Consider the following 25277-nt stretch of genomic DNA (forward strand, 5'->3'; position numbering starts at 1 on the left):
CTTAAGGCGAGGACGGCTGGTCGTCGACGACGAAGTGATAGTCGACGGTACCGGCGTCGACGCCCGTGACGGACACGTTCACTCCGTAGTTCTGGCCGCCCGTGACGAGGCGGCACCGCAGCGTCGCGCCCTGCACGCCCTTGAGGTTGTCCGGGCAGGTCACCGAATCGGGCTTCGTCCCGACCTGCTGGGTGATGTTGTCGCTGATCGCTTTCTCGACCTGGTTTTTGTCGACGGTCTCCACCATGTCGAACTTGACGTTGCTGCCCTCGACGCTGGTCACCGTGACGTTGACGCCATAGGTGACATCCTTGACCTTCATCGAGCAGTTCAGCTGTGCACCGACCTTCGCGGGCAGGTCACCCGGGCAGTCGACCGAATCCGGCTTGTTGCCCTGCGCATCGGTCAACTTCTGGGTGATCTGGCTCGCGACGTCCTTCTTGTCCACCGCGTGCGGCCCCGAGGAGCCGATCGAGCACGAACAGGCGCCGGCGCTGGCCATCAGCCCCGCGGCAGCACCTGAAATCAGCAACGTTCGAACGATCGAGTGGGCCATATCGCCTCCCTGGCGCTTTGACTTGACGACTGTGAATCGGCTGATGATTACATGCCGAATAGGTATGGGAAGGTGATTTCGGCAAAAGATCGTTTCGGTGTGCCGTAGGGTGCGGGTGCCCGATGACAACGGGGTGGCTAGGAACCGATGCTCTGATAGCGGCGCAGCGCCTCGGCCCGTTCGACGCCATGGTCGACGATCGGTTCCGGATACCCTTGTGGCCGTTCGCCTTTGCGTAAATGGGAGTCGTCTGCGGCGGCTAACTCAGGGATCCAGCGCTTAACGTAATCGCCTGCCGGATCGAACTTTTCACCCTGGGTGGTCGGGTTGAACACCCGGAAGTACGGCGCGGCGTCGGTACCGCACCCCGCGCACCACTGCCAGCCGTGCTGGTTGTTGGCCATATCGCCGTCGGTGAGTTGATCCAGGAACCATTCGGCGCCCCACTGCCACGGCAGATGCAGGTCCTTGACCAGAAACGATGCGACGATCATCCGCACCCGGTTGTGCATGAAGCCTGTCTCGCGAAGTTGCCGCATACCGGCATCGACGATCGGAAACCCGGTTTCACCGGCCTTCCACGCTTCGAGCCGACGCTTGGCCTCCGGGCCCGTATCGGTCTGGATGCCGTCGAAGTCGCTGTTCCAATTGCGCCAGGCGCTGGACGGCCAGAAGTGCAGTACGCCGGCGTAGAAGTCACGAAAGGCCAACTCCCGCAAGTATGCCTGCGCTCCTGCGGCACGCAGGTTCATCGCCGCGACCATGGTGCGGGGGTGAATGGTGCCGAACTTCAGATGCGCCGACATCCGGCTGGTGCCCGGCAGGTCCGGCCGGTTCCGGTCCTCGGCGTAGCGCTGCAGTCCGTCGTCGGCGAACTGCTCCCATTGCGAAAGTGCCGCTTTCTCACCGGTTTCCAGACCCAGGTCGACGCCGGGGTCGGGGATCTTGCACTGCTTGACCACGTGGGCCGGGTCGAGCCAGCGGGCCGAATCGGCGCTCGACTGTGCGGGCTTGCGCCAGCCTTCCGCTCGCCACTTCCGCAGAAACGGGGTGAACACCTTGTAGGGTTCGCCGTCGTCCTTGGTGATGCGGCCGGGCGACACCAGATACGGTGATCCGGTCGCGACCAGGGGAACCGAACCCAGTGCCGCGCGGACCTTTTCGTCACGGCGTTTTCCGTACGGCGCGAAATCCTCCGAAATGTGCACCGCCGTCGCGTCAATCGTCTTGGCAATGCGGGGAATCTGCTCTTCGGCGCGTCCTCGGGTCACCAGTAGCCGGCCATCCAGGTCGTCGCGCAGTTGCCGCAGCGAGTCACCCAAAAACTGCAGCCGGCGCTGGCCAGACGATTTCTCCAGCTGCGGGTCGAGCACGAAGCAGGCGAGCACGTCCTCGGATTCGGCCGCGGCGAGCAGCGCCGGATGATCGCCTAATCGCAGATCGCGGCGAAACCACAGAAGCGCAGGCATTTACCGGTTGAGTCGCCAGATGTGGGTGGACAGCACAGTGGCGAACGCACACCACAGCGGGTAGGGGGCCAGGGCCGCGCCGGCGCGGGGGTCGGCCGCGGCGGCCCGGCGGGCGAGGTCGGCGCTACTGGCCGTCAGCGCGGCCGCACCGAGCACGGCCGCCCCAAGCTTGTGAAAGCGGAAGAAGAGCCAACTCCATCCGGCGTTGAGCACCAGGTTGACGGTGAGGGCGACAACGTAGCCGCGCGCTTTGTCGTGCTGACCCGCCGCGCGGAATTTGTCCACTGCCACCGCGGACGTCGTCGCGATGTCGGCGTAGAGGCCGGTCCAGACGATGGGGAAGGCGGCGCCGGGTGGCTGGTAGGCGGGTTTGCGCAACCGCGTGTACCACGCGGGCACGCGTCGCGGGCTGGCGATGCTTCCGGTGCCTGCGGCCACGGCCACCGCGAGCGTCGTCGCGGCGAGAGTCGAGAGCTTCACAGCCTGCTCCGTTCTTGTTGTATCGGATTATATTGCGGCTCAACGTCTTCAGGGTCGACCGGGTTGGCCGGCCACCAGATGCGATCGCCGATCAGGGCGAACAGCGCGGGGATGACAAGGGTGCGCACCACGAAGGTGTCGAGCAGGATTCCCAGGCCGACGATGATCCCGAGCTGGGTCATCACGATCAGCGGCAAGACGCCCAGCACGCAGAACACCGCCGCCAGAACGATTCCCGCACTGGTGATCACGCCGCCGGTCGCCGACACCGCGCGGATCATGCCGTCGCGTGCCCCGTGCCGCGCCGCCTCTTCGCGGGCGCGGGTGACCAGGAAGATGGTGTAGTCCACGCCGAGCGCGGCCAGGAACAGGAACGCGAACAACGGAGTGCTGTTGTCCAGTGCCGGAAATCCGAAGACGTGCAGGCTCGTCCAGCCGCCGAGACCGAGCGCGGCCAGGGCGCCGAGGATCGTCGCGGACAGCAGGTTGGGCGGCGCGAGTGCCGAGCGAAGCAGCACGAACAAGACGATGAGTATGACGGCGAGGATCGCCGGGATCAGCGTCAGCCGGTCGTGCACGGCGGCGTCGCGGACGTCGAGGGCTTGGGCGTCGGGTCCGCCGACCAGGGCGCCGGGGGAGGCGGATTTCGTCGAATTACGCAGTGCGGCAATGGTGGTGAATGCCTGGTCCGACGAGGGCGCGGCGCTGGTCACCACCGACCATTTCGTCAGGCCGGTGGTCGACTGACCCGCATCGGCCACCGAGACCACACCGGGCGTGGCGACGATCGCCGCGCGCACCTGCGGCGCCTGGGCGCTCGGCGCGGCGACCAGGGTGGGGTTTGCCATCCCGGCCGGAAAGTGCGCGGCCACCACGTCGTAGCCCGACACCGAATCCGCCTGCACCCGGAACTGCTCGGTCTGCGACAAGCCGATTCGAGTCCCCAGCAGGCCGCAGGCCAGTGCCGCCAGCACCGCGATCGAGACCGTGGCGACGACGGCGGGACGACGGGCCACCTCGATGGCGACGCGGCGCCACAGTCCGGAATCGAGGGTGGCGGCGCCGTCGGGCTCGGGCACCAGCGGCCAGAACAGTCGCCGGCCGCACAACGCGAGCAGCGGCGGCAGCACCACCAAGACGGACATCGCGGCGATCACCAGGCCGCAGGCCGCCAGCGCCCCCAAACTGCGGGTGCTGGGCGTCGACGCGAAGAGCAGGGTGAGCAGCGCCAGCACCACGGTGGCATTGCTGGCGACGATCGCCGGTCCGGCCCGGCGCACCGCGAGTTGCAACGCGTCGCGGTGGTCGGCGTGGCTCCGAACTTCTTGCCGGTAGCGGGAAATCAGCAGCAACGCGTAGTTGGTGCCGGCTCCGAACACCAGCACGCTGGTGATCCCGGAGGTCGCACCGTCGAAGCTCAGTCCGGTCAGCGACGCCACCGCCGTACCCAACGCCGCCGCGACGCGGTCGGCGAACCCGATCACCAGCAGTGGTGCCAGCCAAAGCACCGGCGAGCGGTACGTGGCGATCAGCAGCAGCGCCACCACCGATGCGGTGACCGCCAGCAGGGTGACATTGGCGTTGGTGAACGCGTTGGCGATGTCGGCACCGAAGGCCGGGCCGCCGGTGACGTGTGCCCGCAGATCCGCGGGCAGGCCGGCGTCGGCGGCGGCGCGCAGCGCGGCGACTCCCTCGTTGAGCACCATGCCGGACAGGTCGGCACGGATAGGCACCACGCCGATGGCCGCCTTGCCGTCCGCCGACACCATCGGCGGCTGCATGTTGGCTGTCGCGAACGGTGCGACGACGCGCTGCATCCGGTCTCGGGCCGCCTGGGTCGCGGTCACCTCGGCGGAGTCCAGGCGCGCGCCGTCGGCGCGGTTGACGACCAGCAGCAGCGGTACCTGATCGCCCCCGGGAAATTGGCGGGCCACGGAGTCGAGTTTCGCGGAGTCCGAGTCACTGGGCAACGACAGCGGCGCCTGCCCGCCCGACGCGTTTGCGCCGATCAGCACGATGAAGCCGACACCCAGCAGCACCGTGGCCAACCCGATCCGCCACGAGCCCCGGCCGGTCACAAGAGCAGCCAGACGGTCGCACGACACGATCCCAAGCATTTCACTCGCTTAACCATTAATCAAGTTAACAAGATGCGGTATGCTGCCAATCTGATGAACCCGAATCGGGGCTCCGACGAACGTGTGCGGCTTGAAGCGCTGATCGCGGCCGACGCACGTACCCTCAGCGCCGAATCCGACCAGATGGGTCGTGTGTTCGCGGCGGTACATGGGTTGTACCCCAGTGACTTTGGCGCCTTGTTGCATATCCTGGTCGCCGAGAGTTCCGGTGCACCGCTGACATCGGGTGAGTTGGGCCAAAAGATGGGCTTGTCCGCGGCGGCCATAACCTACCTCGTCGAGCGCATGATCAATTCCGGCCACATCACCCGCGATTCCGACGCCCACGACCGGCGTAAGGTCATCCTGCGTTACTCCGATCCCGGTCTGGCGACCGCCGGCTCCTTCTTCAGCCCGTTGGGCATGCACACTCGTGCGGCGCTCGACGACTTACCCGACGCGGACTTGGCTGCGGCGCATCGGGTCTTCGTCGCACTTGTCGCCGCGATGCGCCACTTCCAGGCTGAGTTGAGCTCACCGGAGCCGTAGCTGCGTCGCATGGTCTCCAAAGGTTCGATGGTGCCATCTTGCCAGCGACGCGGGCGCCCACCAGTTCAGGCCGCCAAGCACATGCATGAAGGCCGGCACCAGCAGCATGCGGACCACAGTCGCATCCATCAAGACGGCGATGGTCAGGCCTAAACCGAACATCCGCATGAACGACACCCCGGCCGAGATCAGTGCCGCGAATGAGATCGACATCAGCAGCGCCGCCGCGGTGATTATCCTGCCCGTGCGGGCGAGGCCCCGCGCAATGCTTTCATCGTTGTCCGCCCGCGTCCGTGGTGAGTAGAGCCAGTATTCGCGGACCCGGGCAAGCAGAAAGACCTCGTAATCCATCGACAATCCGAAGGCGATGCAAAACATCAGCACCGGGACGTTCACCGGCAGCGTGCCGGTTGACGTGGTTCCTGCCGCGCCCAGGTGACCGTCCTGAAAGATCCACACCAGGGCACCGAACGTCGCGGTCAGTGACAGCATATTGAGCAACACCGCCTTGAGCGGAAGTATCACGCTGCCGGTAAGCAGGAATAGCAGCACCATCGTGACGACGGCGATGAAAGCGAACACGTACGGCAACCGGGAGGTGATGCCGTTGATGCAATCGCGATTCGTTTGTGCCAGGCCGCCGATCTGGACTGCTCGGTGCTGCGGCGGTACGACCGCGTGCAAGCGGGCCAATTGCGTCTCCGACGCGGGTGTGAAAAGCGGTGCCGTGCTTTCAACGGTCAGGTAGGCGCTGCCCGGCGCCATCCCGGCCGGGGCCGAGGGCGGGCCGTGGGACTCACCGGCGACGAAGGTGGCGGTAGGCGAGGACACCGCCGAGACATCGGTGACACGGGACAGCCGCATGGCGTAGTTGTCCAGGTCCGTCGTTGTCAGACCGGCGGATTCGGGAAGGACAACCTTGACTCGGGTCTCAGAATTCGTGCCGAATTCGCTGCGCACTCGCTCGTTGACGACGCGGGCCGACGCCGATGACGGCAGTACCCGATCGTCGGGATAGCCCCATCTGACACCGAGGAATGGCGCCCCCAGCACTAGCAGGAATGCCGTGAGCGCCATGCCGACCGGGATCGCGTGACGGATAACCAGTTTCGCCGTCCGATACCAGAAGCTCTGTTCGACGGTCCGTTGTGCTGGAGGGGGGCTTCGGATGAGCCGACGGCCTAATTGCCAGACGTTCAGCGCGTCGAGCCGGTCGCCGATCAGCGCGATCGCTGCCGGCGCCACCAACACCGCTGCCACAGCGGCGAACCCGACCACTGCCGTCCCGGCGTACGCGAAGGACTTGAGGAAGTACATCGGAAACAGTGCCGTCGCGGCCAGTGCCAGTGCCACCGTGATCGCCGAAAACAACACGGTCCGGCCGGCCGTGGTAACGGTTTTCACCAACGCCTCGTCGCGGCCCTTCCCATCGGCCCGCTCGTCGCGGTAGCGACTGATGATCAGCAACGTATAGTCAATGGCCAGGGCGAACGCCAATGCCACCGTCACGTTGAGGGCGAAGATCGACACGTTGGTGACCAACGCGATCGCACGCAACACCGCGAGTGAACCCGCGACAGCCAGTGCGCCCACGGCCAAAGGTAGTGCCGCGCCCAGTAAACCGCCGAACACCCAGACCAGCGCGACGAAACTCAGCGGTATCGCGATGACCTCCATTCGCAGCAGATCTTTTGCGGTCTGCTGATTGATCTGTTCAAACACCAGCGCCGATCCGCCCGCCCGCACGGACACCCCTTGGCGGTCGCGCGCGTAGAGGTCTGCCAATGCCCGGGCATGCTTGGGCGCGCTGTTCTCATCACCGTTGAGTGCGACGATGATCATCGCGGTGTTTCCGTCGGCACTGAGAAGACCCGGCGCAGGTCGCGTGTCCCATGGGGATGCCACCCCAGACACGAAAGGAGACTTCGCAAGCTGCGCGACGATGTCGGTACCCACAGCTCGCGCGGGTCCGTTACTGGCGCCGCCGGGCGAATTCACCAGCAGAATCAGTTCCAGCTCACCCTGATTGAACTTTGAGGCCAGTATTGCGGCAGCGCGGGCGGATTCGGACGTTGGATCCATGAATCCCCCGGCCGACAGGCTGCTGGCAGCGGATAGGCCGAATACGCTGGACGCAATCAAAACAATCAGCGCAGTGATAATCACGTGTTTTGGGTAATGCACACAGAGTCTGGCCGCTTGTGCCAAGGGGCCGCACCCGGAATTGATCCGCGGTGGCGGCTGGCGGGCGGCCGCGCGATCGATGCCCAATCGCGTTCTCCGGCAACGCTTAACCGTTTTCTTGCGTGGACGGTCGGCGGATCCCACGGCGAGTGCGACCTCCAACCGTTGGTTCCCGCGGCTTCGGGGCCGACGATCGTTTCCGAGAATACCTTAAGTATCTGAAACATTCAAGGATTTAACTAAATCGAGGTTTTCGGTTAGGCTGGTTCCCACATCGCTAAGAAATGAGGTGCCTGTGTTCGGATCGATTACAAGCGTGATCGGACAGGTCCTCGACGCGGCGGGTGCGGTTTTCGGTTACCGTCACGGCACCGAGGAACCCGACCACAGCGCCGAGAAACTGACGCCCGACGTGGAGATCCGTCGCTATGGTGCACGGATCGCCGCGGAGACCACGGTGACCGCCGACGAAGAGACCGCCCGAAACGCGGGCTTCCGGCGTCTTGCCCGCTACATATTCGGCGCCAACCGCGACCGTCAGCAGATCGCCATGACGGCACCGGTGGCGCAGCACGCCGGCAAGGGCGAGAAGATAGCCATGACGGCGCCGGTTGCCCAAGAGCGCGCCGGCGACGGGCAATGGGTGATCCGATTCTTCATGCCTTCCGATAGGACATTGGAGTCGTTGCCGGTGCCCGACGACGCGGAAGTCAGGCTGGTCAGCGTGCCGCCCGAGACGATCGCGGTCCGTCGCTTCTCCGGCAGCCGCAGTGCCCGTGCTGTCGCGGCGCAGACCGCTGAGCTATTCAATACGTTGCGCGACAACGGATTCAAGGCCATCGATGCGCCGGAGGCGTGGTTTTACGATCCCCCATGGACAGTTCCGCCGCTGCGCCGCAACGAGATTGCGGTGCCGGTGGAGCTGGCTGGATAACTATGACGGCCGAGCGCGCTGATTTGACCACCCGCAAGCGCCGGCACATTGACGTTTGTCTGGACGGTGACGTCGGGTACCGGGGAATGACAACAGGGTTGGAACGCTACACGTTGCCGTACAACGCCTTGACCCAGACCAACCTCGGCGACATCGACTTGTCCACCGAATTTCTGGGGGTGCGGCTGCGGGCGCCCGTGTTGGTGGGCGCAATGACCGGCGGCGCGCAGTTGTCGGGAACCATCAACCGAAATCTGGCCGCGGCCGCCCAGAAACTCGGCATCGGAATGATGCTGGGGTCACAGCGGATCATGCTTGAAAGCGCGTTGGGCGAGCGAGCCGCTGCAAGCTTTAGCGTGCGTGACGTGGCGCCCGACGTGCTGCTGTTCGGCAACATCGGGCTATCGCAGTTCACCGACGATGCGATAGCCGACATCGCGCAAGCGCTTGACCGAGTGGGGGCGAATGTGCTTGCTGTGCATACCAATCCGCTGCAAGAGGCGCTGCAGTGCAACGGGGACACCGATTTCGCCGGAACTCTGGACCGACTGCATGACCTCACCGACAAGCTGGGTTACCCGGTGCTGTTGAAGGAGGTCGGCCACGGGATCGGCGCCAAAGCTGTCGCCGAACTGCTACGGCTGACTGGTGAGGCGCCGGTGGCGGCCATCGATGTGGCCGGCGCGGGCGGCACATCGTGGGCGCGCGTGGAGCAATTGGTCCGCTACGGCGAACTGCGCCACCCGGACTTGGCCGACTGGGGAATACCTACCGCGCAAGCCATTTTGGAAGTGCGGGCGGCGCTGCCCCACATCCCATTAGTCGCTTCCGGAGGAATCCGTACCGGCATGGACGCGGCCAAAGCGCTGGCGTTAGGTGCCGACGTGGTGGCGGTCGCCCGACCTCTGTTACGGGCGGCCATCGATTCGGCGGATGCGGCAACCGCTTGGTTGCAAGGATTCATTGACGAACTGCGCATCTGTCTGCATGTCTGCGGCACGACCGATCTGCGAGCCCTGCACGACGCGGGCGCGGCTCGCCTGTAGGGGCGGGCCGATGGCAGTAATCCTCGCCTACGGGTCGCCGGCGCTGGGCCACCTGTATCCGCTCGGCGCGCTGTTGCGGGAACTGGCCGCGCGCAAACACCAGATCCATCTGCGCACCATGGCTTCCGAGGTTGCCACCATGCGCAGTCTCGGCATCCGCACCGAGGCCGTCGACCCGCGGATCGAGGCCATTGCCGGGCAGGATTGGCTGGCACGCAATGCGTTAGGGGTTCTCAGAACTACGGTCGACGTGTTATGCCGGCGCGCGGTGATCGAAGTCGGCGACCTGCGGCGCGCGATAGCAGCGGCCAAGCCCGACATGCTGATCGTGGATGCCAACTGCTGGGGGGCCATGTCGATCGCCGAGGCCAGTAATCTTCCCTGGCTGGTGTTTTCGCCGTTCACGCCGTACTTGAGGTCTCGTGCCGCGCCGCCGTTCGGTCCCGGCCTGCGGCCGCTGCCCGGCCTTGCCGGAACAGTCCGCGATGCTTCGATGCGCCCGTTCGTGAGCCATCTCTTCGATCGCCGGATAGTGCCGCGGCTCAACGCTCTTCGTGCGGATGTCGGTGTTCCGGCGGTCGCGTCGGTGGACGCGTTGATGCGCCGCGCACCGCTGCTGTTGTCGGTCGGCGGTGAGCCGTTCGAATATCCGCACCCGGATTGGGACGACTCGGTGCACTTCATCGGGGCCTGTGAGTTCGAGCCGACGCCCGTGACCCCGCCCGACTGGATGCGCGACATCGAAAGCCCCATCGTGCTGGTCACCACATCCTCGATCGCCCAGGCGGACGCCGGTTTGGGCCGTATCGCCTTGCAGGCGTTGGCCGGAGAGCCCGTCCATGTGGTGGCGACATTTCCGGCGGGCGTGCCCCGCGGGCTGACGCCGACACCTAATGCCACCGTGTGCCGATTCGTGAATCATGGTGCGGTGCTTGATCGTGCGGTCTGTGCCATCACCCACGGTGGGATGGGCGCCACCGTAAAGGCGCTCAACCGCGGCGTCCCGGTTTGCGCGGTGCCGTTCGCGCGCGATCAGGCCGAGGTTGCGCGTCGCGTGCAGGTCGCCCGCTGTGGCACCCGTCTGCCGGCTCGAAGGCTTACCCCCTCCCGGCTGCGCGCGTCGGTACTCAAGACCACGGCCATGGCTGACGGGGCGCGGCGGGTGGCGGCCGGTTTCGCCGCAACCGGCGGGGTAGCGCGCGGTGCGGACCTGATCGAGCAGCGGCTACTGCCGCGTGTTCTGGCGCCGCGCCTGCTGCCGCCGGGCTGCTGAGGCGCCGCGCCCGACGCCCGCCGGCAATGGGCTGGGCTGCTTGGCGAGCTCGTCCTCGAACGTTGCCATCGCGTCGATCATCGCCAGGAACACCCGGTGCGCCGCATCGAGGTCCTCGTCGCTGAGATCGGTCATCGCCGCGCTGAGATGAGCGCCCAAGGGCCTGAAGAAGGCGTGCGCCATCGTCATACCGCTGTCTTCGTAGCGCAGCAGCCACTTTCGTCGGTCATCGGGATCGGGCTCACGGCGGATGTGCCCCGCCTCGATCATCCGGTCGACCAGATAGGTGATCGCCGCCGGCGAGACATCCATGCGCTGCCGCAACTGGGCCAAAGTCAACGGTTTGCCAGCGGTTTCGCTGACCATGATATGCAGCAGGGCGTGGAAGTCGCTGCTCGTGACGTCGTTCAACCGCGCAAAGTATCGGCCGACCCGATCGGAGCGGGCCGTGATCGCTCGAACGTCGGCCGACAGCTGCCGTTCCAGCTCAGCACGGTCCGGCGGTGAGCCGTTGCGGCGCTTGGTCACCTACCTGCATCCTTCATGAGACACCAGCGTATCCGCGCGCTCGGCAAAAGACCTACTTAGACCCCGCCGCGCCGCGGTGCTGTCTGCCTGCCCGATGCCTGCCCGATGCCGCCGTAACGCTGCGTCAGCCACCCGCGCGGAGTCGATACCGGCGTTCGGCGTAGGCCAGATCGTCACGCCACAGCCGGTTGGCGGCATAGCGCATCAGCGGTGCGATCACCGGGGCGGCCCGGAGCGCATTTTTGAATCCCGGTCGCGCTGAAAACGCGATGACGGCTTCGACCACGGCGACACGCGGCCGCCCGTCCGGCCCAGGAGTCGTTGGTGTGGCGTGGGTTTCGACGACGCTTCCGGTTCCCTCCCCCTCGATGATGCGCATCACGACGGTGCGCGCATCGGGGGTCGTGAATTCCGCGATTACTGGCACTCCCAGGCGGCTCAGCCGGAATGTGACCGCGACCAGGAAGCGGTCGTCATCCTCGGTCGGCGTGGTCAGCACTTCGAGCCGGGTGAACGAGTAGGGGTGAAACCATGCGCCGTGCCACGGGTCGAGCCGGTTGGCGATGATGTCAGACGTTTCGCAATTGCCCACCAATCGGGTGACCGCCGTGACGGCATCGCCTTCGGGCCGGGGCCCGAGCACCGGCGCATCCAGGGGAACTTCTTTGCCGACTGAGTCGAGGCGTACCCATGCCAACACCCCGTCGTCGTAACAGGGGAACGGCCTGAAGGGCCATTCACATGTGTCGCCATCGAAAGCCAGTCCGTGCCATCGGCAGTACAGCACCCCGCGGCGCACGACTCCGGTCGCCAGGTCTGCACCCAAATGTGGGCAGGCTGCCGGGGCAACTCGCAGCCCGCGGTGCTTATCGCGCCAGGAGACCAGATCGACGCCGGCGACGCACGTCCCGAACGGGCGGTCCGTGCGCACGTCGCTGCTCGCGGCGAATACATACCAATTTCCGGTCGGTCGCCGTTGGGACCGATCCAGTGCGGCGTTGATGATGCGCGGCTGCGCCTCGCGGTAGGTCGGGCGCTGTTGGGTCCAGGGGACGCGCGGGATTGGGCCAACAGGCCAGTCTTTCGGCCAGCGGCGGTGCAACGGATCGCCCAGGCTCATTGCCGTTGCCGCCCTTGCCGCTCGGCCAGCGACCGCAGCAGTGCGGATCGCCCACGGATGGGAACGGTGACCAACTCGTGCCCGGCGATACCCCACAACCTCAGCAAGTGGTTAGCGGCCGACCAGCCGGTGGTGGCCGCTCGTTCCATCAGCGCAACCGGCAGGTCGATGCGGATTCCGTCGCCAGCGAGCACCAGTCCGTGCTGCGGAGTTGCCACCGTCGGTCGCCGCGCATACATGCCAGGGGCGAACAGCGGGCAGTCGCTTCGACGCAGCACGCGCTCGTGAGTCACACCCGCGGTGCCGGTCTCAGGGTAGAGCTGATGCAACTGTTCGATCGAAACTTCGCGGCTTGTCTCCGAACTGGTTGCGTAAGAATGCAATTCGATAACAGATCCGTGATGCTGCCGAGCCCAGGCGGCAGCCTCACGTTCGTAACGTTCGAGCACACTGATGTTGTCGAGGGGCTCATGCCCGGCCGTGCCGAGGAAGGCGGGCCGATTGGAGTCCACGGGCCGGTCCAGCCACATCCGATGAACCACAAACGAGGGCGCGGTGCGCAGCCGTCGTATCCGGTCGCGCCACGGATCGTCACCCAAACCGGGGGAGCCCGCCACCACCTGCTGCAGACCGCCGACGTCGAGCGCCAGCACGACGCCGTCGCCGTGCAGCACTTCGCCCGAATCGGTATGTACGTGAAAGGCCTTGGTGGCGGGGTCCGTTGCGATACGACTTACGCAGGTGCCGAGGTGCACCCGGACACCGTGGTCGCTCAAGTACTGCCGCAACGGATTCCACAGGCTCACATCGAAGTTCGCGGTGGCGACGTCGAAGATCAGGCCCTCGCTGGAGCCGAGGAAATAGATGTGAAACATCGTCGCCAGTTCCGCTGCGGACAGTTGTGCCGGCTCGGCGAAGAAGCTGCGCGAAAACACTTCGAACGCAAGGTGGCGCGCCGAGTCGGGGAAATTAAGGCCTTTCAGAAAGGTTTCGGCATCCATGTGGTCGAGCCGTTGATAGATGTCCGGCACGGATACCGCCGCGAGCGGCGCGGCGGCCCGGGCATCGATGCGGGCGAGATCGGCAAGCCGGAATGTCGGGCTGCGCAGGGCGAATGCCAATGCGTTCCACGGTGGGGTGCGGGGCAATCCGCGGAAGCTGTCGCGCCGGCCGGCACCGTCGATCAGGGGGTAGTCCGCGACCGGCGCGAGCATCCGCAGCTGCGGATCGACTCGGCGCAGCAGGGCCCGCAGGTTGTAGTACTGACGAAAGAAGGCGTGAAAGCCCCGATTCATCGCCAGCTCGGCGCCGCCCTCGCGTTCGGTCCAGCCGCCGACCCGGCCGCCGAGGTAATCCTCACGTTCCACCAGGTCCACGGCGATACCGCGTTCGGCGAGTCCGGTCGCGGCGCTCAGGCCGGCGATCCCGCCCCCGATGACGACGGCGCGGGGCCGCGACGACAGCGCGTCGGCTACGGGCAGACCGGGTGGAGCCGGGTGAACGTGGCGGCGGCGGTCGATCATTGCGGTGCTTCCCCTAAAAAGGTGTGGACGATGTTGCGTTCCCAGCCGGACATGGTTTCTGCGCGCACCGCGGTGAAACCGGCGTCTTGCATCCGGCGCCGAAACCGCGCTGCCCCGTCGAAGGTGAGGGCGCTACGCCACAGATGCCGGTACAGCGTGCTGTCACGAGTCCGCCACCAGCCGGCCGGGATGATGATGCTCCAGCACACCGCGTGCCAGATCAGGGTCGCGGCGCGGGAGTCCCGTACGGAGTACTCGTGTACCGCGAGGGTGCCACCGGGTCGAAGCAGCTCGCGGAAATTGCGCAGCTGCCCCTCCGGGTCCGTGAGGTTGCGCAGCAGGTAGGCGGCCAGGATGGCGTCGAACGGTCCCGTGACGCCGTGCTCGTCCAGCTCCTCGACGCGCGCGTGCACGAACCGGACCGACGGCGGCCACGGTTTTGCCCTTGCGGCCTCGAGCATTCCGCGCGCGGCGTCGACGGCGATGATCTCGGCGTGGGGAGCCACCGCCAACAACGCGGCTGTCGACGCACCGGTGCCGCAACCGGCGTCGAGCAACCGCAAACCCCGGCCACCCCCGGGCAGACGCATGCGGTGCGCCGATCGCCCGAGGTTTGTGTGGTAACCGGGGTTGGCGCCGACCAGCCGGTCGTATGCCGCGGCGCCGACGTCGAAGGCGTCGGGCACGTCGCCGCGGGGCAGGCCTGCTCTATCCATGGTTACCGATTCGCACGCTGACGCTCCCAGAGCAGCAGCACGGCGGTAGCGAGGGCGAACCCGAACAAGAAATCCTCGACCGGGATGTCGAACGGAAAGCGGATGCCGCTGGTCTGCTGGTCGTCGTAGATGACGATCGGCGCACTGCGTTTGGTCAGCCATCCATCAACCGGTATCTGGAAACCCAGGATGATCACCATCGACAGCCAGTAGGCGGGCCGCCGCAACAGCCCGGTGTGCAGCAGCGTGAATTCCAGCGCGCACACCACCGCCACGGCCAGAATCGCCGGCACGGTGTAGCCGAGGCCGGTCATCGGCGCCTGGCCCGATCGAGGATGGCGGTCACCGCGTTGTAGGTCAGCAAGGCGCACAACGGGATCACCACAAAGAACAGCGCCTCCTCGACGGGCACGCCGAACGGGAGGTTGATGCCGGTGATGTAGTCGCCGTTGTAGCCCCATACGCGGGCCGCGATGGCGACCGCATCCCAGACCAGGAACACCGCCGCGACCGGAATCACCGCGCCTATCAGCCGCCGCGGCTGGCGGTACACCCCTGCGCCGAACAACTCCAGCGGTGCGGTGATCACCAGGCACAGGCCGAGCACAATCAGATATTGCCACCGATCGCTCACGTCGCGGCGGCCCTTCGCGACTCGGATCCGCCCGTGCGCAGCCACCAGGAACGCAGCAGCCCGGCGCCGGCGACCTGAAGTCGCCGCGCAGTGCCGACGGTGGCGCGCCGGCTGAACACCGAGAAATCGCTGTCCTCGATGCGATCCAGGATGTCGGAGTAAAGCGTCAACGCCGTCGCTACGCACGGCCGTGAGCGCGGCTCCAGCAAGGCGATCCCGTCGGCGGCGAAACGGTAGATTTCCCGGGTGATTTCGTGCTGAGCTGCCAGCGCGTCACGCACGCGAGCGTCGGTGCGCCGGTGAACATGGCACCACGTCATCAGGTCTCGGTCTACGCCGAAGGCGGCCAGTTCGTCGGCGGGCAGGTAGATCCTGTTGCGGGTCAGATCCTCGCCGACGTCGCGCAGAAAATTGGTCAACTGAAATGCCCGGCCCAATGCTGCCGCGTAGGGGGCGGCATCTTCGGTGACACCTACCGTGCCCAGTATCGGAAGCATTTGCAGGCCAATGACTTCCGCTGAGCCACGCATGTAGCGATTGAGCGCCGCGCGATCGGGATAGTCGGTGACGGTGAGGTCCATGCGCATAGAGGCGAGAAAGTCCTCGAACAAGTCCGCGGCGATCCCGTAACGACGAATGGTGTCTTCGACCGCGGCAAGGACGGGTTCGTCGTGATGGTCACCACCGGCAAAGAAGCGGTCGGACAGGTTCTGAAGCCGTTCGGCCCGGGTGCTGACGTCCAGTGCCGGATTGAGCTCGTCGATGATGTCATCGGCATGACGGGCGAAACCGTACAGCGCGTGCACCGCCGGACGCTGGTCCGGGGCAAGCAGGCGAGTGGCCAGAAAATAGGTGCGCCCGTTCGCGGCGGCGATCTGCCGGCAGCGCCGATATGCCGCGCGCAGGCCCGAATCCGCGATTCCGGCGGCATCCAATTCCGTGCGGATCATCGTGGGCCGGCTTTCAGGTCGAGCGTCGTGATCGCCCGGTCGACGCTCCCGGTGATCCGGTCGGCGGCCAGCCGCCCGGAGATCAGCGTGGTGGGCACACCCACTCCGGGCAGGGTCGACGATCCGGCCAGCACCGCATTGTCGATGTCGCGCACGGTGTTGGCCGGCCGGAAGGGTCCGGTCTGAGCGAAGTTGTGCGCCAAGGCGAACGGCGTACCGGCCATCATCCCCTGACGGGCCCAGTCGGCAGGCGTGTCCAGATGCAGCAGCTGCACGCCGTCACGGACGCCGGGTAACAATCTTTCCTGTACGACATCGAGCAGAGACTCGGCGTACGTTTCACCGATGCGTGACCAGTCGATCGCGCAGCCGGTCAGGTTCGGGGCGGGTGCCAGCACGTAGAGCAGGTCGCGTCCGGCAGGTGCCAAGCTGGGGTCACTCGCGGTCGGTCGGGTGACCAACAGTGAGGGGTCCGACATGAGCCGGCGGTCGCGGATGATGTCGGTAAAAGTCCGATCCCACGAGTCTCCGAAAAGGATTGTGTGATGGGCGTTTCCCGAAGGCACAGCGTGACAACCCGCGTGCAGCACCACGGCCGAGGGCGCCGCGCGCAGCGGGATCACCCGGCGGGGTCGGCGTCCCAGCAGTCGATAAGTCTGGGGCAACTCGGTGGTCAGCACCACCGCGTCGCACGCAATCGGCCCCTGTCCGTCGGTTCGCACCGCGGTGATCCGCTCGCCGGCGCGGTCGAGCGCAGTCACCGTCGACCCGTAATGGAAGCGCACTCCGGCGTCGGCAGCGGCCGCCGCCAGCGCTTCCGGCAGCGCACGCACACCGCCGCGGGGAAAGAACACGCCCGAGACGGTGTCCATGTAGGCGATCACCGCGTAGACGGCCAGGGCGTCTTGCGGCGCGACACCGGCGTAGAGCGACTGGAAGGTGAACACGCGCCGCAACCGGGGGTCGCTGATATGGCGCTTGACCATGGTTTCCCATCGGCGGAATCCGCCGAGCATGGCCAGTCTGACCAGCGCGCCGTTCAGCAGGGACAGTGGGGAGTCGAAGTTCGAGGCAATGAATCCGTCGAATTCGGTGCGGTACAGCAGATTCAGCCAGTCCCGCAGTCGCCGGTAACCGGCCTCTTGTTGCGGGCCGCCGAATTCCCGCACCGCGGCTGCCATCCGATCCGCGTCGCTGTGGACGTCGATCGAGCTGCCGTCGGCGAACATCGCCCGGTACGCCGGGTCCAACTCAAGCAATTCGACTCGCTCGCTGAGGGTTTCACCGACCGCAGCAAACGCCTCGTCGATCAGGTCCGGCATGGTCAGCACGGTCGGACCAGTGTCGATCCGGTAGCCGTCGGAGTCGCGTCGTCCCGCGCGGCCGCCCGGCCACGCATGCTGTTCGACCACCGTGACCTGCCGGCCGCGCCCGGCTAAGTGCAACGCGGCGGCAAGACCCGCGAATCCCGCCCCGACCACCACGACGTGATCGGTTCGCCCCGGTACCGTACGGATGCTCATGCGGCACGCTGGGTGCACAGGCCGGCCATGTCGATCAGCGCGGCGGTCAGTGAATGATCGACCATGGAGCGATCCAGCGCCTTTCGCGCTTCCTCGACGCGGCTGCCGATGAGTTCTTCGATCCACTGCACTGCCCCGGTGGCGACAATCAGGGTCCGACAGTGGTCAAGCGCGGCGTCGTCGAGCCGATCGCCGGTCATCAGTTGGCGCAGTTGGCGGCGGGTCGGCGCGTCGGCCAACTCGTGCGCCGCCACCACCACACTGGTGGCCTTCTGCTCGATCAGATCCCCACTATTGGGTTTGCCGGTCTGCGCGGGAGATCCGAAAATGCCGAGGACATCGTCGCGCAACTGGAACGCCTCACCGATGGCGGAACCGTATTCGCCGAGCGCGGCCAGCACCCGCTCGTCGCATCCGGCCATCGCGGCGCCGATCTCCAAGGGCCGGCGCACCGTGTAGTTCCCCGACTTCCGCCGGGCCACCTCGAGCACGGCGTCCAACGAGGGTAGGTTGCGCACATCGATTGCCAGATCGGCGAATTGGCCCACCGCGAGCTCGGTGCGCATCGCGTCGTAGCGGGGCCATGCTCGGGCCAGATGGTGGCGCTGCAGGCCACTATCGCGCAACATCTGTTCGGCCCAGATCAAGCACAGGTCGCCGAGCAAGATGGCAGCCGATTCACCGAATCGGCGTGAGGAACCGGACAGCCCATGCTGTCGATGCCAGCGCTCGAATTGAATGTGCGCGGCGGGGCGGCCCCGTCGCGATGGCGATTCGTCCATCACGTCGTCGTGCAGCAGTGCGAACGCGTGCAGCAGCTCCAGGCTCGCAGTGGCCGACAGGGCGGCGTCGCTGGCCGGCGCTGCACACAACCAGCCCAGGTACATAAACGTCGACCGCAGGCATTTACCGCCGTCGACGAAATTCACCAAGATGTCCGCGGCGACGTCGACGCCGCAGGCACCTAGCTCTGCGGCGCACCGCCCGGCGACGAATGTCGCGACGCGTGCGAGAACCGACTCCCGCAATTCGGCGTGCCACATCGGGAATTGGTTCGAATCCGGTGGAAAAACCGGGACAGCGGCGGTCTCGTCGAAACGCACGGCTGTGAAGGTGTCCACGGCTCCCGCCTGAGGTTCAATGGCAATGTTGCTCAGCCGCTGGCTCGAATGCCTCAGATTCATTCGATGGTACCCCTTCAACGAGAAAACAAGCACTGTGAAATTGCGGACGTGCTTGCGCCGTTCGCTCAGGCCAACCTTGGCTCAGTTAAGTAATTGAAACATTAATTTACTGAATCATCGACCGATGCGCCAGCGGTGCCGCTTAAAGGCCGCCGGTAGTGCTCCGCACGGCGATGAATCGATCCGATGACCGGAAGTGATGTAAGTCGACTCCGCCTGTTACCCGATGGGTCGCTCGCAAGACCTCAGCGGTTACGCCCGAGCAGATGACGCAGGGCAGCATCCAGGTCGGGCTGGCGGAACCGGTGTCCCGCTTCCACGAGCCGTTGCGGGGCGACGCGCTGACTCGCGCACGCCAGTTCGCGGGCGCCCTGTTCGCCGAGCAATATTCGCGGCCCCACCGGCGGAACGGGCAGCACCGCGGGGCGGCGCAGCACGTGGGCCAGCGTGCGGGTGTACTCGCTGTTGCGAACCGGTTGCGGGGCAACGGCATTCACCGGACCAGACAGCGTAGTGTCCCAGAGCGCCCGGTGATAAACGTCGATCAGGTCATCAATCCCTATCCAGGACAACCACTGTCGGCCATTGCCGAGCCGGCCGCCGAGACCGGCGGCGAACAGCGGGCGCATCAATTTCAGCGTGCCGCCGCGGGGTGATTGCACGATGCCGGTCCGCACCTGCACCACCCGGGCCCCGGCCTGTGCGGCCGGCGCGGTCGCGTCCTCCCAGTCGGCGACGACGTCGGCAAGAAAGCCGTCGCCACGCTCGCTTGCCTCGGTGAGTTCTTCGTCGCCGCGGTCGTAGCCGTAGTAGCCGATCGCGGAGGCCGAGATCAGCAGGCCGGTCTTGGCACGTGCCACCAGTTCGGCCAGCTGACGGGTCGGACCGATCCGGCTGTCGCGCACCGCTTTCCGGTGCCCCTCGGTGAACCGTCCGGCGATCGAGGCGCCGGCCAGGTGGATGACCGCGTCAATGCCGGTCAGCAGCTCCGGGTCGGGGTCATCGGGATTCCACTGTCGTTCATCCTTGCCGCGTGCGCTGTGGCGGACGAGTTGGACGACCCGATGCCCGCCGGTGCGCAAGAACGCCGACAGCGCCGAACCGACCAGTCCCGACGACCCGGTGACCGCCACGGTCACCGGCGCCAGACCGTGCCGGGCGGCCAGTTGGTGGGCGGCCAAATCGTCGGCCAGCTGGCGGTGCCGGTAGACGAACATCGGGCGCAGCGCGGCGCCGGGCACGGGTGTCTGGACGCGGTCGATCACCTCGGTCCGGTTGCCGCCGAGGTCGTCGAATTCGTGGATGTGTCGCCACCGCACCGCGATGCGGGCCGGTAGCGACGCCAGCCCGTCGCTGCCGATCGCGTCGACGAAGCGGCGCGGCGGGTCATAGCCCTCGGCCTGGTGCTGGGCCACCCAGCGCAGCCCACCCGGGAGGGCGAGTTCGGCCCGCCCGTCGCGCAGCGACGACGCTTCCGAGACCAGTCGCATCGGCGACCATGGCGGCGACAGCCGCTCGAAAGCACCCGGGCGTGCATGCCAGGCGAACACGTCATCGCGCGGCGCATCGACCACGCTAGAAAATTCCAGTCCCATCGTTCGATATGTACCCTATGACGACGAGAGCATGCCTTGCGCCGGCGTGGGTAAGTAAGGACGCATGAGTATCAACACCCACCTGCGGTCCCTGCTCGACACCGCTCTCGACCGGTCGATCGTCGGAGGCTATACCCGCATCGGCTATCAACTGCGCAGCTCGGGATGGCCCGACGACCCGCAGCCGCATGCGCTGAAGGGAAAAACGGCGCTCGTCACCGGTGCGAACCGGGGCATCGGCAAGGCCATTGCGAAGGGCCTGGCGCAGTTGGGCGCGAGCGTGCTGTTGACGGTTCGCGACGAGGCGAGCGGCGAAGCCGCGCGCAACGAGATCGTCGACGCCAATCCCGAGGCCGACGTGCAGGTGGAGGTGTGCGACGTCTCCGACCTCTCCGCGGTGCGTGCCTTCGCGGCCGACTTGTCCGCCCGGGTATGGGAATTGGATGTGCTGATCCACAACGCCGGGGTGTTACCGCCGGAGCGGGCCGAGACCGCCGATCGGCATGAGGTCACGCTGGCCACCCACGTACTGGGGCCGGTGCTGTTGACCGAGTGCTTGCTTCCGGTCCTGCGCGGCGCCGAGAACCCGCGGGTGATCTTCATGTCCTCGGGCGGGATGTACACGCAGTCGCTGCCTACCGACGACCCCGAATACGTCGACGAGCCGTACAGCGGGGTCACCGCGTACGCGCGGACCAAACGCATGCAGGTGGCGCTGGCACCCATCCTGTGCCGCCACTGGGCCGACGACGGTATCCGCGTCTACGCGATGCACCCCGGGTGGGCCGATACTCCCGGGGTGGCCACGTCGCTCCCCGGTTTCCGGGCGCTCACCGGCCCGCTGCTGCGCACGCCCGAACAGGGAGCCGACACCGCGATCTGGCTGGCCGCCACCGAACCGCCGCCACCCAGCGGCGGTTTCTGGCATGACCGGCGGCCCCGCCCGGAGCACTATCTGCCGTTGACCAGACACGGCGAGCGTGAGCGGGAACGCCTTTGGCGCTATTGCGCCTATTCGATCGGCATCGACAATGCGTGAGGCTCAGCGGTCGGGCAGCGCGTGCTCGGTGATCGGCAGCCGGGGCAACTGCTGACGCTCGCCACGCTTGGCCGCCACATACACCTGCGCGGTCTGGCCGGCGACCGTGCGCCAATCGAAGTCTGAGGTGAGCCGCTCGCGGGCCGCGCGGGCGCGTTGTTGCGCGGCGTCTGGATCGTCGAGCACGGTGCGCACCGCCGCGGCCAGGCCGGCCACGTCGCGCGGCGGGCACGACACCCCGGTCTGCCCGTTGATCACCGCTTCGCCGAGGCCGCCGATATTGGAGGTCACCAACGGAGCGCCGGCCGCGGCGGCCTCCAGGGCGACGAGCCCGAACGGCTCGTAGTGGCTGGGGAACACCGCCGCGTCGGCCCGGTGCAGCGCGGCCAGCAGTTCGTCGTGGTGCAGGTGCCCGACGAAGCGAGTTGCCTTGAGTACCCGATGTTTACGGGCCTGCTCGACGAGCCAGTCCTGCTGGGTTCCGTCGCCGGCGATGGTCAGGGTGGTGCCCGGGTTGGTGCGCCTGATCCGCGGCAGCGCGGCGATCAGGTCGTGCACACCCTTCTCGTACTCCAGCCGCCCGACGTACAGGAGTTCGGCGGGCCCGGTGCGTGGCCGCCGCGGCGCGAACGGCCAACGCGCCGCGTCGATTCCGTTGCGGATCACGGTGGTTTCGGCCAGGCCGGGACCGAACAGTTCGGTGATCTCGTCGCTCATCGACGCCGAACATGTGATCAGCGAATCGGATTCACGCACCAGCCACGATTCGACCGCGTGCACCTGACGGCTGATCGCTCCGGACACCCAGCCCGAATGCCTGCCGGCCTCGGTCGCGTGGATCGTGGAAACCATTGGTACGTCATAGTATTGGGCGAGCGTGATGGCGGAATGGGCAACCAGCCAATCGTGGGCGTGCACAACGTCGGGACGCCACAGTCGCTCAACGCCCGGTTTCTTGAGCATGAGCCCGGCGCGAATCATCGCGTGGCCCATGGCCAGGGTCCAGGCCATCATGTCTGTGCCGAAAGTGAATTCGTGCGGATCCTGGGCGGCGGCGATCACCCGCACGCCCTCGCTGATCTCGTCAGACGACGGGTGCGTGCTGGGGTCGGTACCGGTGGGGCGCCGCGACAGCACCACCACGTCGTGGCCGGCGGCCGCCAGCGCGGTCGACAGGTGATGCACGTGCCGGCCCAGCCCGCCGATCACGACCGGCGGGTACTCCCACGACATCATCAGGATCTTCATCGGGGCAGCCTTCGGGCATCCAGCGCGCCGAACAGACCGTCGGCGCGGTTCCAGCCGTCGGCAAGCCGCTGCGCGGTGTCGCGGCGGCCCGAGGCCAGCGCCCCGGCGATCTCGCGGGTGGCGTGCGCGTGCAGGTGCGCGCGGTAGCGGGCGTAGTCGGCGGCGGAGTCCTTGCTGACCATGAACGGCCAGTCGCTGGACACGGTCAGCAGCGTCTCGCGCAGGATCTGGTCGGCGACGCGGTCGCGCGGCGGCGACCCGTTCAGGGCGGACGTGGCCTGTGACAGCGCCTTGTCCACGGTGCTCAGCGCGGTATCGACGACCTCGGTGTTGAGCTGGACCAGGTCGGCCACCTTCTCGCCGGCCCACACCTGCCAGTCCTTGCCCGAGCCCCACGAACTGGGCGGCAGCGCCACCGCCTCGCCGACGAATCCGCAGTCCAGCGCGTCGCTGAGCGTGCCGACCCGCACCCCGGCGGCGGGCAACGCCCGCAGTACCCGGGCCAGCCACGTCGGGCCCTCGTACCACCAGTGGCCGAACAGCTCGGTGTCGAAGGCGGCGATGACGTGAGCCGGGCGACCGATGCGCTCGGACTCGCTCGACAGCCGGCTGCGCACGACGTCGACGAAGTCGGCGACATGGACGTCGACCGCGCGGTCGGCGCGCTCGGGGTCATACGGCGCCTTGGCGTCCGAGGACACGTTGCGCCCGGTGACCCGGGCCGGCTTGAGCCCGGTCAGGTGGTCATAGGTGTGGAAGTCGCGGTACGCGGCGTGCCCGGGGTAGCCGGATTTCGGCGACCACACCCGGTAGCTGACCTGCAGGTCGCGCCCGAACGCCACGACATTCGTGTCGCCGACGGGCCGTCCCAGCGCGGTGTCGCCGTGCAGTGAGGGACCGTCGACCATGAAGTGGGTGATCCCCGCGCCGGCGTAGTCGCGTTCCATGCCCGGGTCGTAGGCGCACTCGGGCGCCCAGATGCCGCCGGAGCTTTGTCCTTTTCGGGCCCCCAGGCGGTGCTGGGCGTCCGCCAGGCCCTCGCGCAGCGCGAATTCCCGCAGCCGCGGGGCGAGCAACGGCTGGAACGGGTGGGCCAGCGGGCCGCCGAGCAACTCCACGGTCCCGGCATCGATCAGGCTGCGCAGCAGCGGGCTGCCACCGTGCTGCCACAGCGTGGCGAAGTCCTCGAGCGACTGGTCCGCCTCGGCGCATTCGCGAATCCCGAACTCCCGCAACGCTTCTGGCGTGCAGGATTGGTAGCCGGCCGACTTCGACTTGGGGATCGACCGGACGCTGGCGGCCTCGGCCGCCCGCAGCCGCCAGTTCGCCAGCCAGTGGTGCATGCCGTCCAGGCAGTAGGGGTCGTCCAGTTGGGCATTGACCACCGGGGTGACGCCGAGGGTGATCAAGCGCTGCCGATCCTCGTCCGCCAGCGTGCGCAGCACCTTGATCAGCGGCAGATAGGCGGCCGCCCACGACTGGTAGAGCCATTCCTCACCGACCGGCCAGCGGCCGTGGTGGGCCAGCCACGGCAGATGGGTGTGCAACACCAGCGTGAACATGCCGGGTACCGGTGTTGCGGAATTGCTCACGGCCGCACCGCGATCGCGATCAGATCCAGGCTCTCCGCAATAGGATGCGTGTCGCGATCGCCGGCGGCGATCAGCTCGAAGTCGTCGATCGTGACCGCGGCCACGTCGGCGGCCAGCTGCGGCGGCCACGGTGCTCCCTCGTCGCCGGCCACCGCCAGCGCGATCTGCGCGTCGATGATCGAACCGCCGTGACGGGCATCCATTTCACGCAGGCGCGGGCCGTGGAACAGGCCGCTGACGGCAACGTCGGTGAAACCCGCGTCCACTAGCAGCTCGGTCAGCTCGTCGGCGTTCAATTCCCGGGTGTGAAACGGGTTGATCGGGGTGTCGCGGCCTGGAGAGAAGGTGATGCGGTTGGGCGTGGACATCATCAGCAGCCCCGAGGGACGCAGCACCCGCGCGCATTCCTTGACGAATTGGCTCTGATCCCACAGGTGCTCGATGACCTGGAAGTTCACCACGACGTCCATTGAGGCGTCCGGCAGCGGCAGCTCGGCCAGGTTGGCCCGCATGACTTCCACTCTCGGGTAGCGGCTGCGGACATGGGCCACCGCCGCCTCGTCGTAATCCACCGCGACCACCCGTCGGGCGTCCGCGGCGATCAAATCGGCGCCGTAACCTTCGCCACATCCGGCCTCGAGCACGTCACGGCCCACACAGTGGGTTGCCAGTCGCTGGTACACCACTTGGTGGCGGCGGAACCAGTAGTTCTCGATGTCCAGGTCAGGGATCGTGCGCTCGCCCGTCAGCGTCAACACCGCATCAACCGCCGGTGAAGTGCCGTCGGGGCTGCGGTGGGGAACGTCGGGGACGAATGCGCTCATTGCATAGGGAGGCTAACGCGAAGTGTCGGATTCGCGAACCGCTCAGCGGGTAGGCCCCGGTCGCGGGGGGAGGCGGGCCTGCAAGAACCTGCAGTACGACCCGCTATGGTGTGAAGGCAGGCCGCACAAAGTTACCGAGTAGTAACACGACCGTGCGCTGCAAAACGCGTACTGAAAGTCTTGTAGCTGACTG

General features: G+C 66.8%; 23 protein-coding genes. 5 read left to right on the top strand and 18 right to left on the bottom strand.

Features of this window, described 5'->3' with window-relative positions; translation table 11 throughout:
* Position 1: 1 nt before the first annotated feature.
* The 4 genes from SKC41_RS27000 to SKC41_RS27015 form a co-directional block, all read right to left on the bottom strand.
* Complete coding sequence (locus tag SKC41_RS27000; protein ID WP_330980760.1) at positions 2–556, bottom strand: DUF4333 domain-containing protein; 555 nt, start codon at positions 554–556, stop codon at positions 2–4.
* 137 nt (positions 557–693) lie between these two features.
* Complete coding sequence (locus SKC41_RS27005) at positions 694–2025, bottom strand: cryptochrome/photolyase family protein (protein ID WP_330980761.1); 1332 nt, start codon at positions 2023–2025, stop codon at positions 694–696.
* On the bottom strand, positions 2026–2505 hold the full coding sequence (locus SKC41_RS27010) for a TspO/MBR family protein (protein WP_330980762.1): 480 nt from the start codon (positions 2503–2505) through the stop codon (positions 2026–2028).
* Positions 2502–4622: an MMPL family transporter gene (locus SKC41_RS27015; RefSeq protein ID WP_442931817.1), complete on the bottom strand. Its 2121-nt coding sequence runs from the start codon at positions 4620–4622 to the stop codon at positions 2502–2504. The genes SKC41_RS27010 and SKC41_RS27015 overlap by 4 nt, the downstream gene beginning before the upstream one ends.
* 54 nt (positions 4623–4676) lie before the next feature.
* On the opposite strand from SKC41_RS27015, the gene SKC41_RS27020 reads away from it, so the two are divergent.
* A complete protein-coding gene (locus SKC41_RS27020) occupies positions 4677–5171 on the top strand; it encodes a MarR family winged helix-turn-helix transcriptional regulator (protein ID WP_442931818.1) in 495 nt (164 codons plus the stop codon).
* On the opposite strand, the gene SKC41_RS27025 is transcribed toward SKC41_RS27020, so the two are convergent.
* Entirely contained in the window at positions 5157–7253 is a 2097-nt protein-coding gene (locus tag SKC41_RS27025) for an MMPL family transporter (RefSeq protein ID WP_330980765.1), read from the bottom strand. The genes SKC41_RS27020 and SKC41_RS27025 overlap by 15 nt on opposite strands.
* 397 nt (positions 7254–7650) lie before the next feature.
* On the opposite strand from SKC41_RS27025, the gene SKC41_RS27030 reads away from it, so the two are divergent.
* The 3 genes from SKC41_RS27030 to SKC41_RS27040 are packed head-to-tail and all read left to right on the top strand — an operon-like array spanning position 7651 to position 10608.
* The gene (locus tag SKC41_RS27030; RefSeq protein ID WP_442931819.1) at positions 7651–8289 is read left to right on the top strand and encodes an SOUL family heme-binding protein; all 639 of its coding nucleotides are present in this window, start codon (positions 7651–7653) and stop codon (positions 8287–8289) included.
* Between the two features lie 2 nt (positions 8290–8291).
* The gene (fni, locus tag SKC41_RS27035; protein WP_330980767.1) at positions 8292–9335 is read left to right on the top strand and encodes a type 2 isopentenyl-diphosphate Delta-isomerase; all 1044 of its coding nucleotides are present in this window, start codon (positions 8292–8294) and stop codon (positions 9333–9335) included.
* 10 nt (positions 9336–9345) lie between these two features.
* The gene (locus SKC41_RS27040) at positions 9346–10608 is read left to right on the top strand and encodes a nucleotide disphospho-sugar-binding domain-containing protein (RefSeq protein ID WP_330980768.1); all 1263 of its coding nucleotides are present in this window, start codon (positions 9346–9348) and stop codon (positions 10606–10608) included.
* Here SKC41_RS27040 and SKC41_RS27045 read toward each other — a convergent pair.
* The 10 genes from SKC41_RS27045 to SKC41_RS27090 form a co-directional block, all read right to left on the bottom strand.
* Complete coding sequence (locus SKC41_RS27045; protein WP_330980769.1) at positions 10561–11136, bottom strand: MarR family winged helix-turn-helix transcriptional regulator; 576 nt, start codon at positions 11134–11136, stop codon at positions 10561–10563. The two genes, SKC41_RS27040 and SKC41_RS27045, sit on opposite strands and share 48 nt — an antisense overlap.
* Positions 11137–11260: 124 nt before the next feature.
* Positions 11261–12256, bottom strand: a complete 996-nt coding sequence (locus tag SKC41_RS27050) for a DUF5914 domain-containing protein (RefSeq protein ID WP_330980770.1) — start codon at positions 12254–12256, stop codon at positions 11261–11263.
* Positions 12253–13779: a hydroxysqualene dehydroxylase gene (locus tag SKC41_RS27055; RefSeq protein ID WP_330980771.1), complete on the bottom strand. Its 1527-nt coding sequence runs from the start codon at positions 13777–13779 to the stop codon at positions 12253–12255. Before SKC41_RS27055 ends, SKC41_RS27050 begins: the two co-directional genes overlap by 4 nt.
* Positions 13776–14495: a class I SAM-dependent methyltransferase gene (locus tag SKC41_RS27060; RefSeq protein WP_330980772.1), complete on the bottom strand. Its 720-nt coding sequence runs from the start codon at positions 14493–14495 to the stop codon at positions 13776–13778. The genes SKC41_RS27055 and SKC41_RS27060 overlap by 4 nt, the downstream gene beginning before the upstream one ends.
* Before the next feature lie 2 nt (positions 14496–14497).
* On the bottom strand, positions 14498–14809 hold the full coding sequence (locus SKC41_RS27065) for a lycopene cyclase domain-containing protein (RefSeq protein WP_330980773.1): 312 nt from the start codon (positions 14807–14809) through the stop codon (positions 14498–14500).
* Positions 14806–15129 carry a lycopene cyclase domain-containing protein gene (locus tag SKC41_RS27070; protein WP_330980774.1) on the bottom strand — a complete coding sequence of 108 codons (324 nt, stop codon included), beginning with the start codon at positions 15127–15129 and terminating at the stop codon, positions 14806–14808. The genes SKC41_RS27065 and SKC41_RS27070 overlap by 4 nt, the downstream gene beginning before the upstream one ends.
* A complete protein-coding gene (locus SKC41_RS27075; protein WP_330980775.1) occupies positions 15126–16079 on the bottom strand; it encodes a phytoene/squalene synthase family protein in 954 nt (317 codons plus the stop codon). Before SKC41_RS27075 ends, SKC41_RS27070 begins: the two co-directional genes overlap by 4 nt.
* Entirely contained in the window at positions 16076–17602 is a 1527-nt protein-coding gene (gene crtI / locus SKC41_RS27080) for a phytoene desaturase family protein (protein ID WP_330980776.1), read from the bottom strand. Before crtI ends, SKC41_RS27075 begins: the two co-directional genes overlap by 4 nt.
* The gene (locus SKC41_RS27085; RefSeq protein WP_330980857.1) at positions 17599–18645 is read right to left on the bottom strand and encodes a polyprenyl synthetase family protein; all 1047 of its coding nucleotides are present in this window, start codon (positions 18643–18645) and stop codon (positions 17599–17601) included. The genes crtI and SKC41_RS27085 overlap by 4 nt, the downstream gene beginning before the upstream one ends.
* A gap of 386 nt (positions 18646–19031) precedes the next feature.
* Positions 19032–20381, bottom strand: coding sequence for a TIGR01777 family oxidoreductase (locus tag SKC41_RS27090; protein WP_330980777.1), 1350 nt, complete (start codon positions 20379–20381; stop codon positions 19032–19034).
* Between the two features lie 64 nt (positions 20382–20445).
* Between SKC41_RS27090 and SKC41_RS27095 the strand changes: the two genes are divergently transcribed.
* On the top strand, positions 20446–21420 hold the full coding sequence (locus SKC41_RS27095; RefSeq protein ID WP_330980778.1) for an SDR family NAD(P)-dependent oxidoreductase: 975 nt from the start codon (positions 20446–20448) through the stop codon (positions 21418–21420).
* A 3-nt stretch (positions 21421–21423) separates the two neighbouring features.
* On the opposite strand, the gene SKC41_RS27100 is transcribed toward SKC41_RS27095, so the two are convergent.
* The 3 genes from SKC41_RS27100 to SKC41_RS27110 are packed head-to-tail and all read right to left on the bottom strand — an operon-like array spanning position 21424 to position 25084.
* Entirely contained in the window at positions 21424–22668 is a 1245-nt protein-coding gene (locus tag SKC41_RS27100) for a glycosyltransferase family 4 protein (RefSeq protein WP_330980779.1), read from the bottom strand.
* The gene (locus tag SKC41_RS27105; RefSeq protein ID WP_330980780.1) at positions 22665–24260 is read right to left on the bottom strand and encodes a glycoside hydrolase family 57 protein; all 1596 of its coding nucleotides are present in this window, start codon (positions 24258–24260) and stop codon (positions 22665–22667) included. The genes SKC41_RS27100 and SKC41_RS27105 overlap by 4 nt, the downstream gene beginning before the upstream one ends.
* A complete protein-coding gene (locus tag SKC41_RS27110; protein ID WP_330980781.1) occupies positions 24257–25084 on the bottom strand; it encodes a class I SAM-dependent methyltransferase in 828 nt (275 codons plus the stop codon). The genes SKC41_RS27105 and SKC41_RS27110 overlap by 4 nt, the downstream gene beginning before the upstream one ends.
* Positions 25085–25277 lie beyond the last annotated feature (193 nt).

Source organism: Mycobacterium sp. 050128, from assembly GCF_036409155.1.
Lineage (GTDB): Bacteria > Actinomycetota > Actinomycetes > Mycobacteriales > Mycobacteriaceae > Mycobacterium.

Excerpts from the sequence above, each read along its gene's own strand:
- SKC41_RS27000 (WP_330980760.1), bottom strand. The coding sequence starts at position 556 with ATGGCCCACTCGATCGTTCGAACGTTGCTGATTTCAGGTGCTGCCGCG.
- SKC41_RS27005 (WP_330980761.1), bottom strand. The coding sequence starts at position 2,025 with ATGCCTGCGCTTCTGTGGTTTCGCCGCGATCTGCGATTAGGCGATCAT.
- SKC41_RS27015 (WP_442931817.1), bottom strand. The coding sequence starts at position 4,622 with ATGCTTGGGATCGTGTCGTGCGACCGTCTGGCTGCTCTTGTGACCGGC.
- SKC41_RS27020 (WP_442931818.1), top strand. The coding sequence starts at position 4,677 with ATGAACCCGAATCGGGGCTCCGACGAACGTGTGCGGCTTGAAGCGCTG.
- SKC41_RS27025 (WP_330980765.1), bottom strand. The coding sequence starts at position 7,253 with ATGGATCCAACGTCCGAATCCGCCCGCGCTGCCGCAATACTGGCCTCA.
- fni (WP_330980767.1), top strand. The coding sequence starts at position 8,292 with ATGACGGCCGAGCGCGCTGATTTGACCACCCGCAAGCGCCGGCACATT.
- SKC41_RS27040 (WP_330980768.1), top strand. The coding sequence starts at position 9,346 with ATGGCAGTAATCCTCGCCTACGGGTCGCCGGCGCTGGGCCACCTGTAT.
- SKC41_RS27050 (WP_330980770.1), bottom strand. The coding sequence starts at position 12,256 with ATGAGCCTGGGCGATCCGTTGCACCGCCGCTGGCCGAAAGACTGGCCT.
- SKC41_RS27055 (WP_330980771.1), bottom strand. The coding sequence starts at position 13,779 with ATGATCGACCGCCGCCGCCACGTTCACCCGGCTCCACCCGGTCTGCCC.
- SKC41_RS27060 (WP_330980772.1), bottom strand. The coding sequence starts at position 14,495 with ATGGATAGAGCAGGCCTGCCCCGCGGCGACGTGCCCGACGCCTTCGAC.
- SKC41_RS27065 (WP_330980773.1), bottom strand. The coding sequence starts at position 14,809 with ATGACCGGCCTCGGCTACACCGTGCCGGCGATTCTGGCCGTGGCGGTG.
- SKC41_RS27075 (WP_330980775.1), bottom strand. The coding sequence starts at position 16,079 with ATGATCCGCACGGAATTGGATGCCGCCGGAATCGCGGATTCGGGCCTG.
- crtI (WP_330980776.1), bottom strand. The coding sequence starts at position 17,602 with ATGAGCATCCGTACGGTACCGGGGCGAACCGATCACGTCGTGGTGGTC.
- SKC41_RS27085 (WP_330980857.1), bottom strand. The coding sequence starts at position 18,645 with ATGTGGCACGCCGAATTGCGGGAGTCGGTTCTCGCACGCGTCGCGACA.
- SKC41_RS27090 (WP_330980777.1), bottom strand. The coding sequence starts at position 20,381 with ATGGGACTGGAATTTTCTAGCGTGGTCGATGCGCCGCGCGATGACGTG.
- SKC41_RS27095 (WP_330980778.1), top strand. The coding sequence starts at position 20,446 with ATGAGTATCAACACCCACCTGCGGTCCCTGCTCGACACCGCTCTCGAC.
- SKC41_RS27100 (WP_330980779.1), bottom strand. The coding sequence starts at position 22,668 with ATGAAGATCCTGATGATGTCGTGGGAGTACCCGCCGGTCGTGATCGGC.
- SKC41_RS27110 (WP_330980781.1), bottom strand. The coding sequence starts at position 25,084 with ATGAGCGCATTCGTCCCCGACGTTCCCCACCGCAGCCCCGACGGCACT.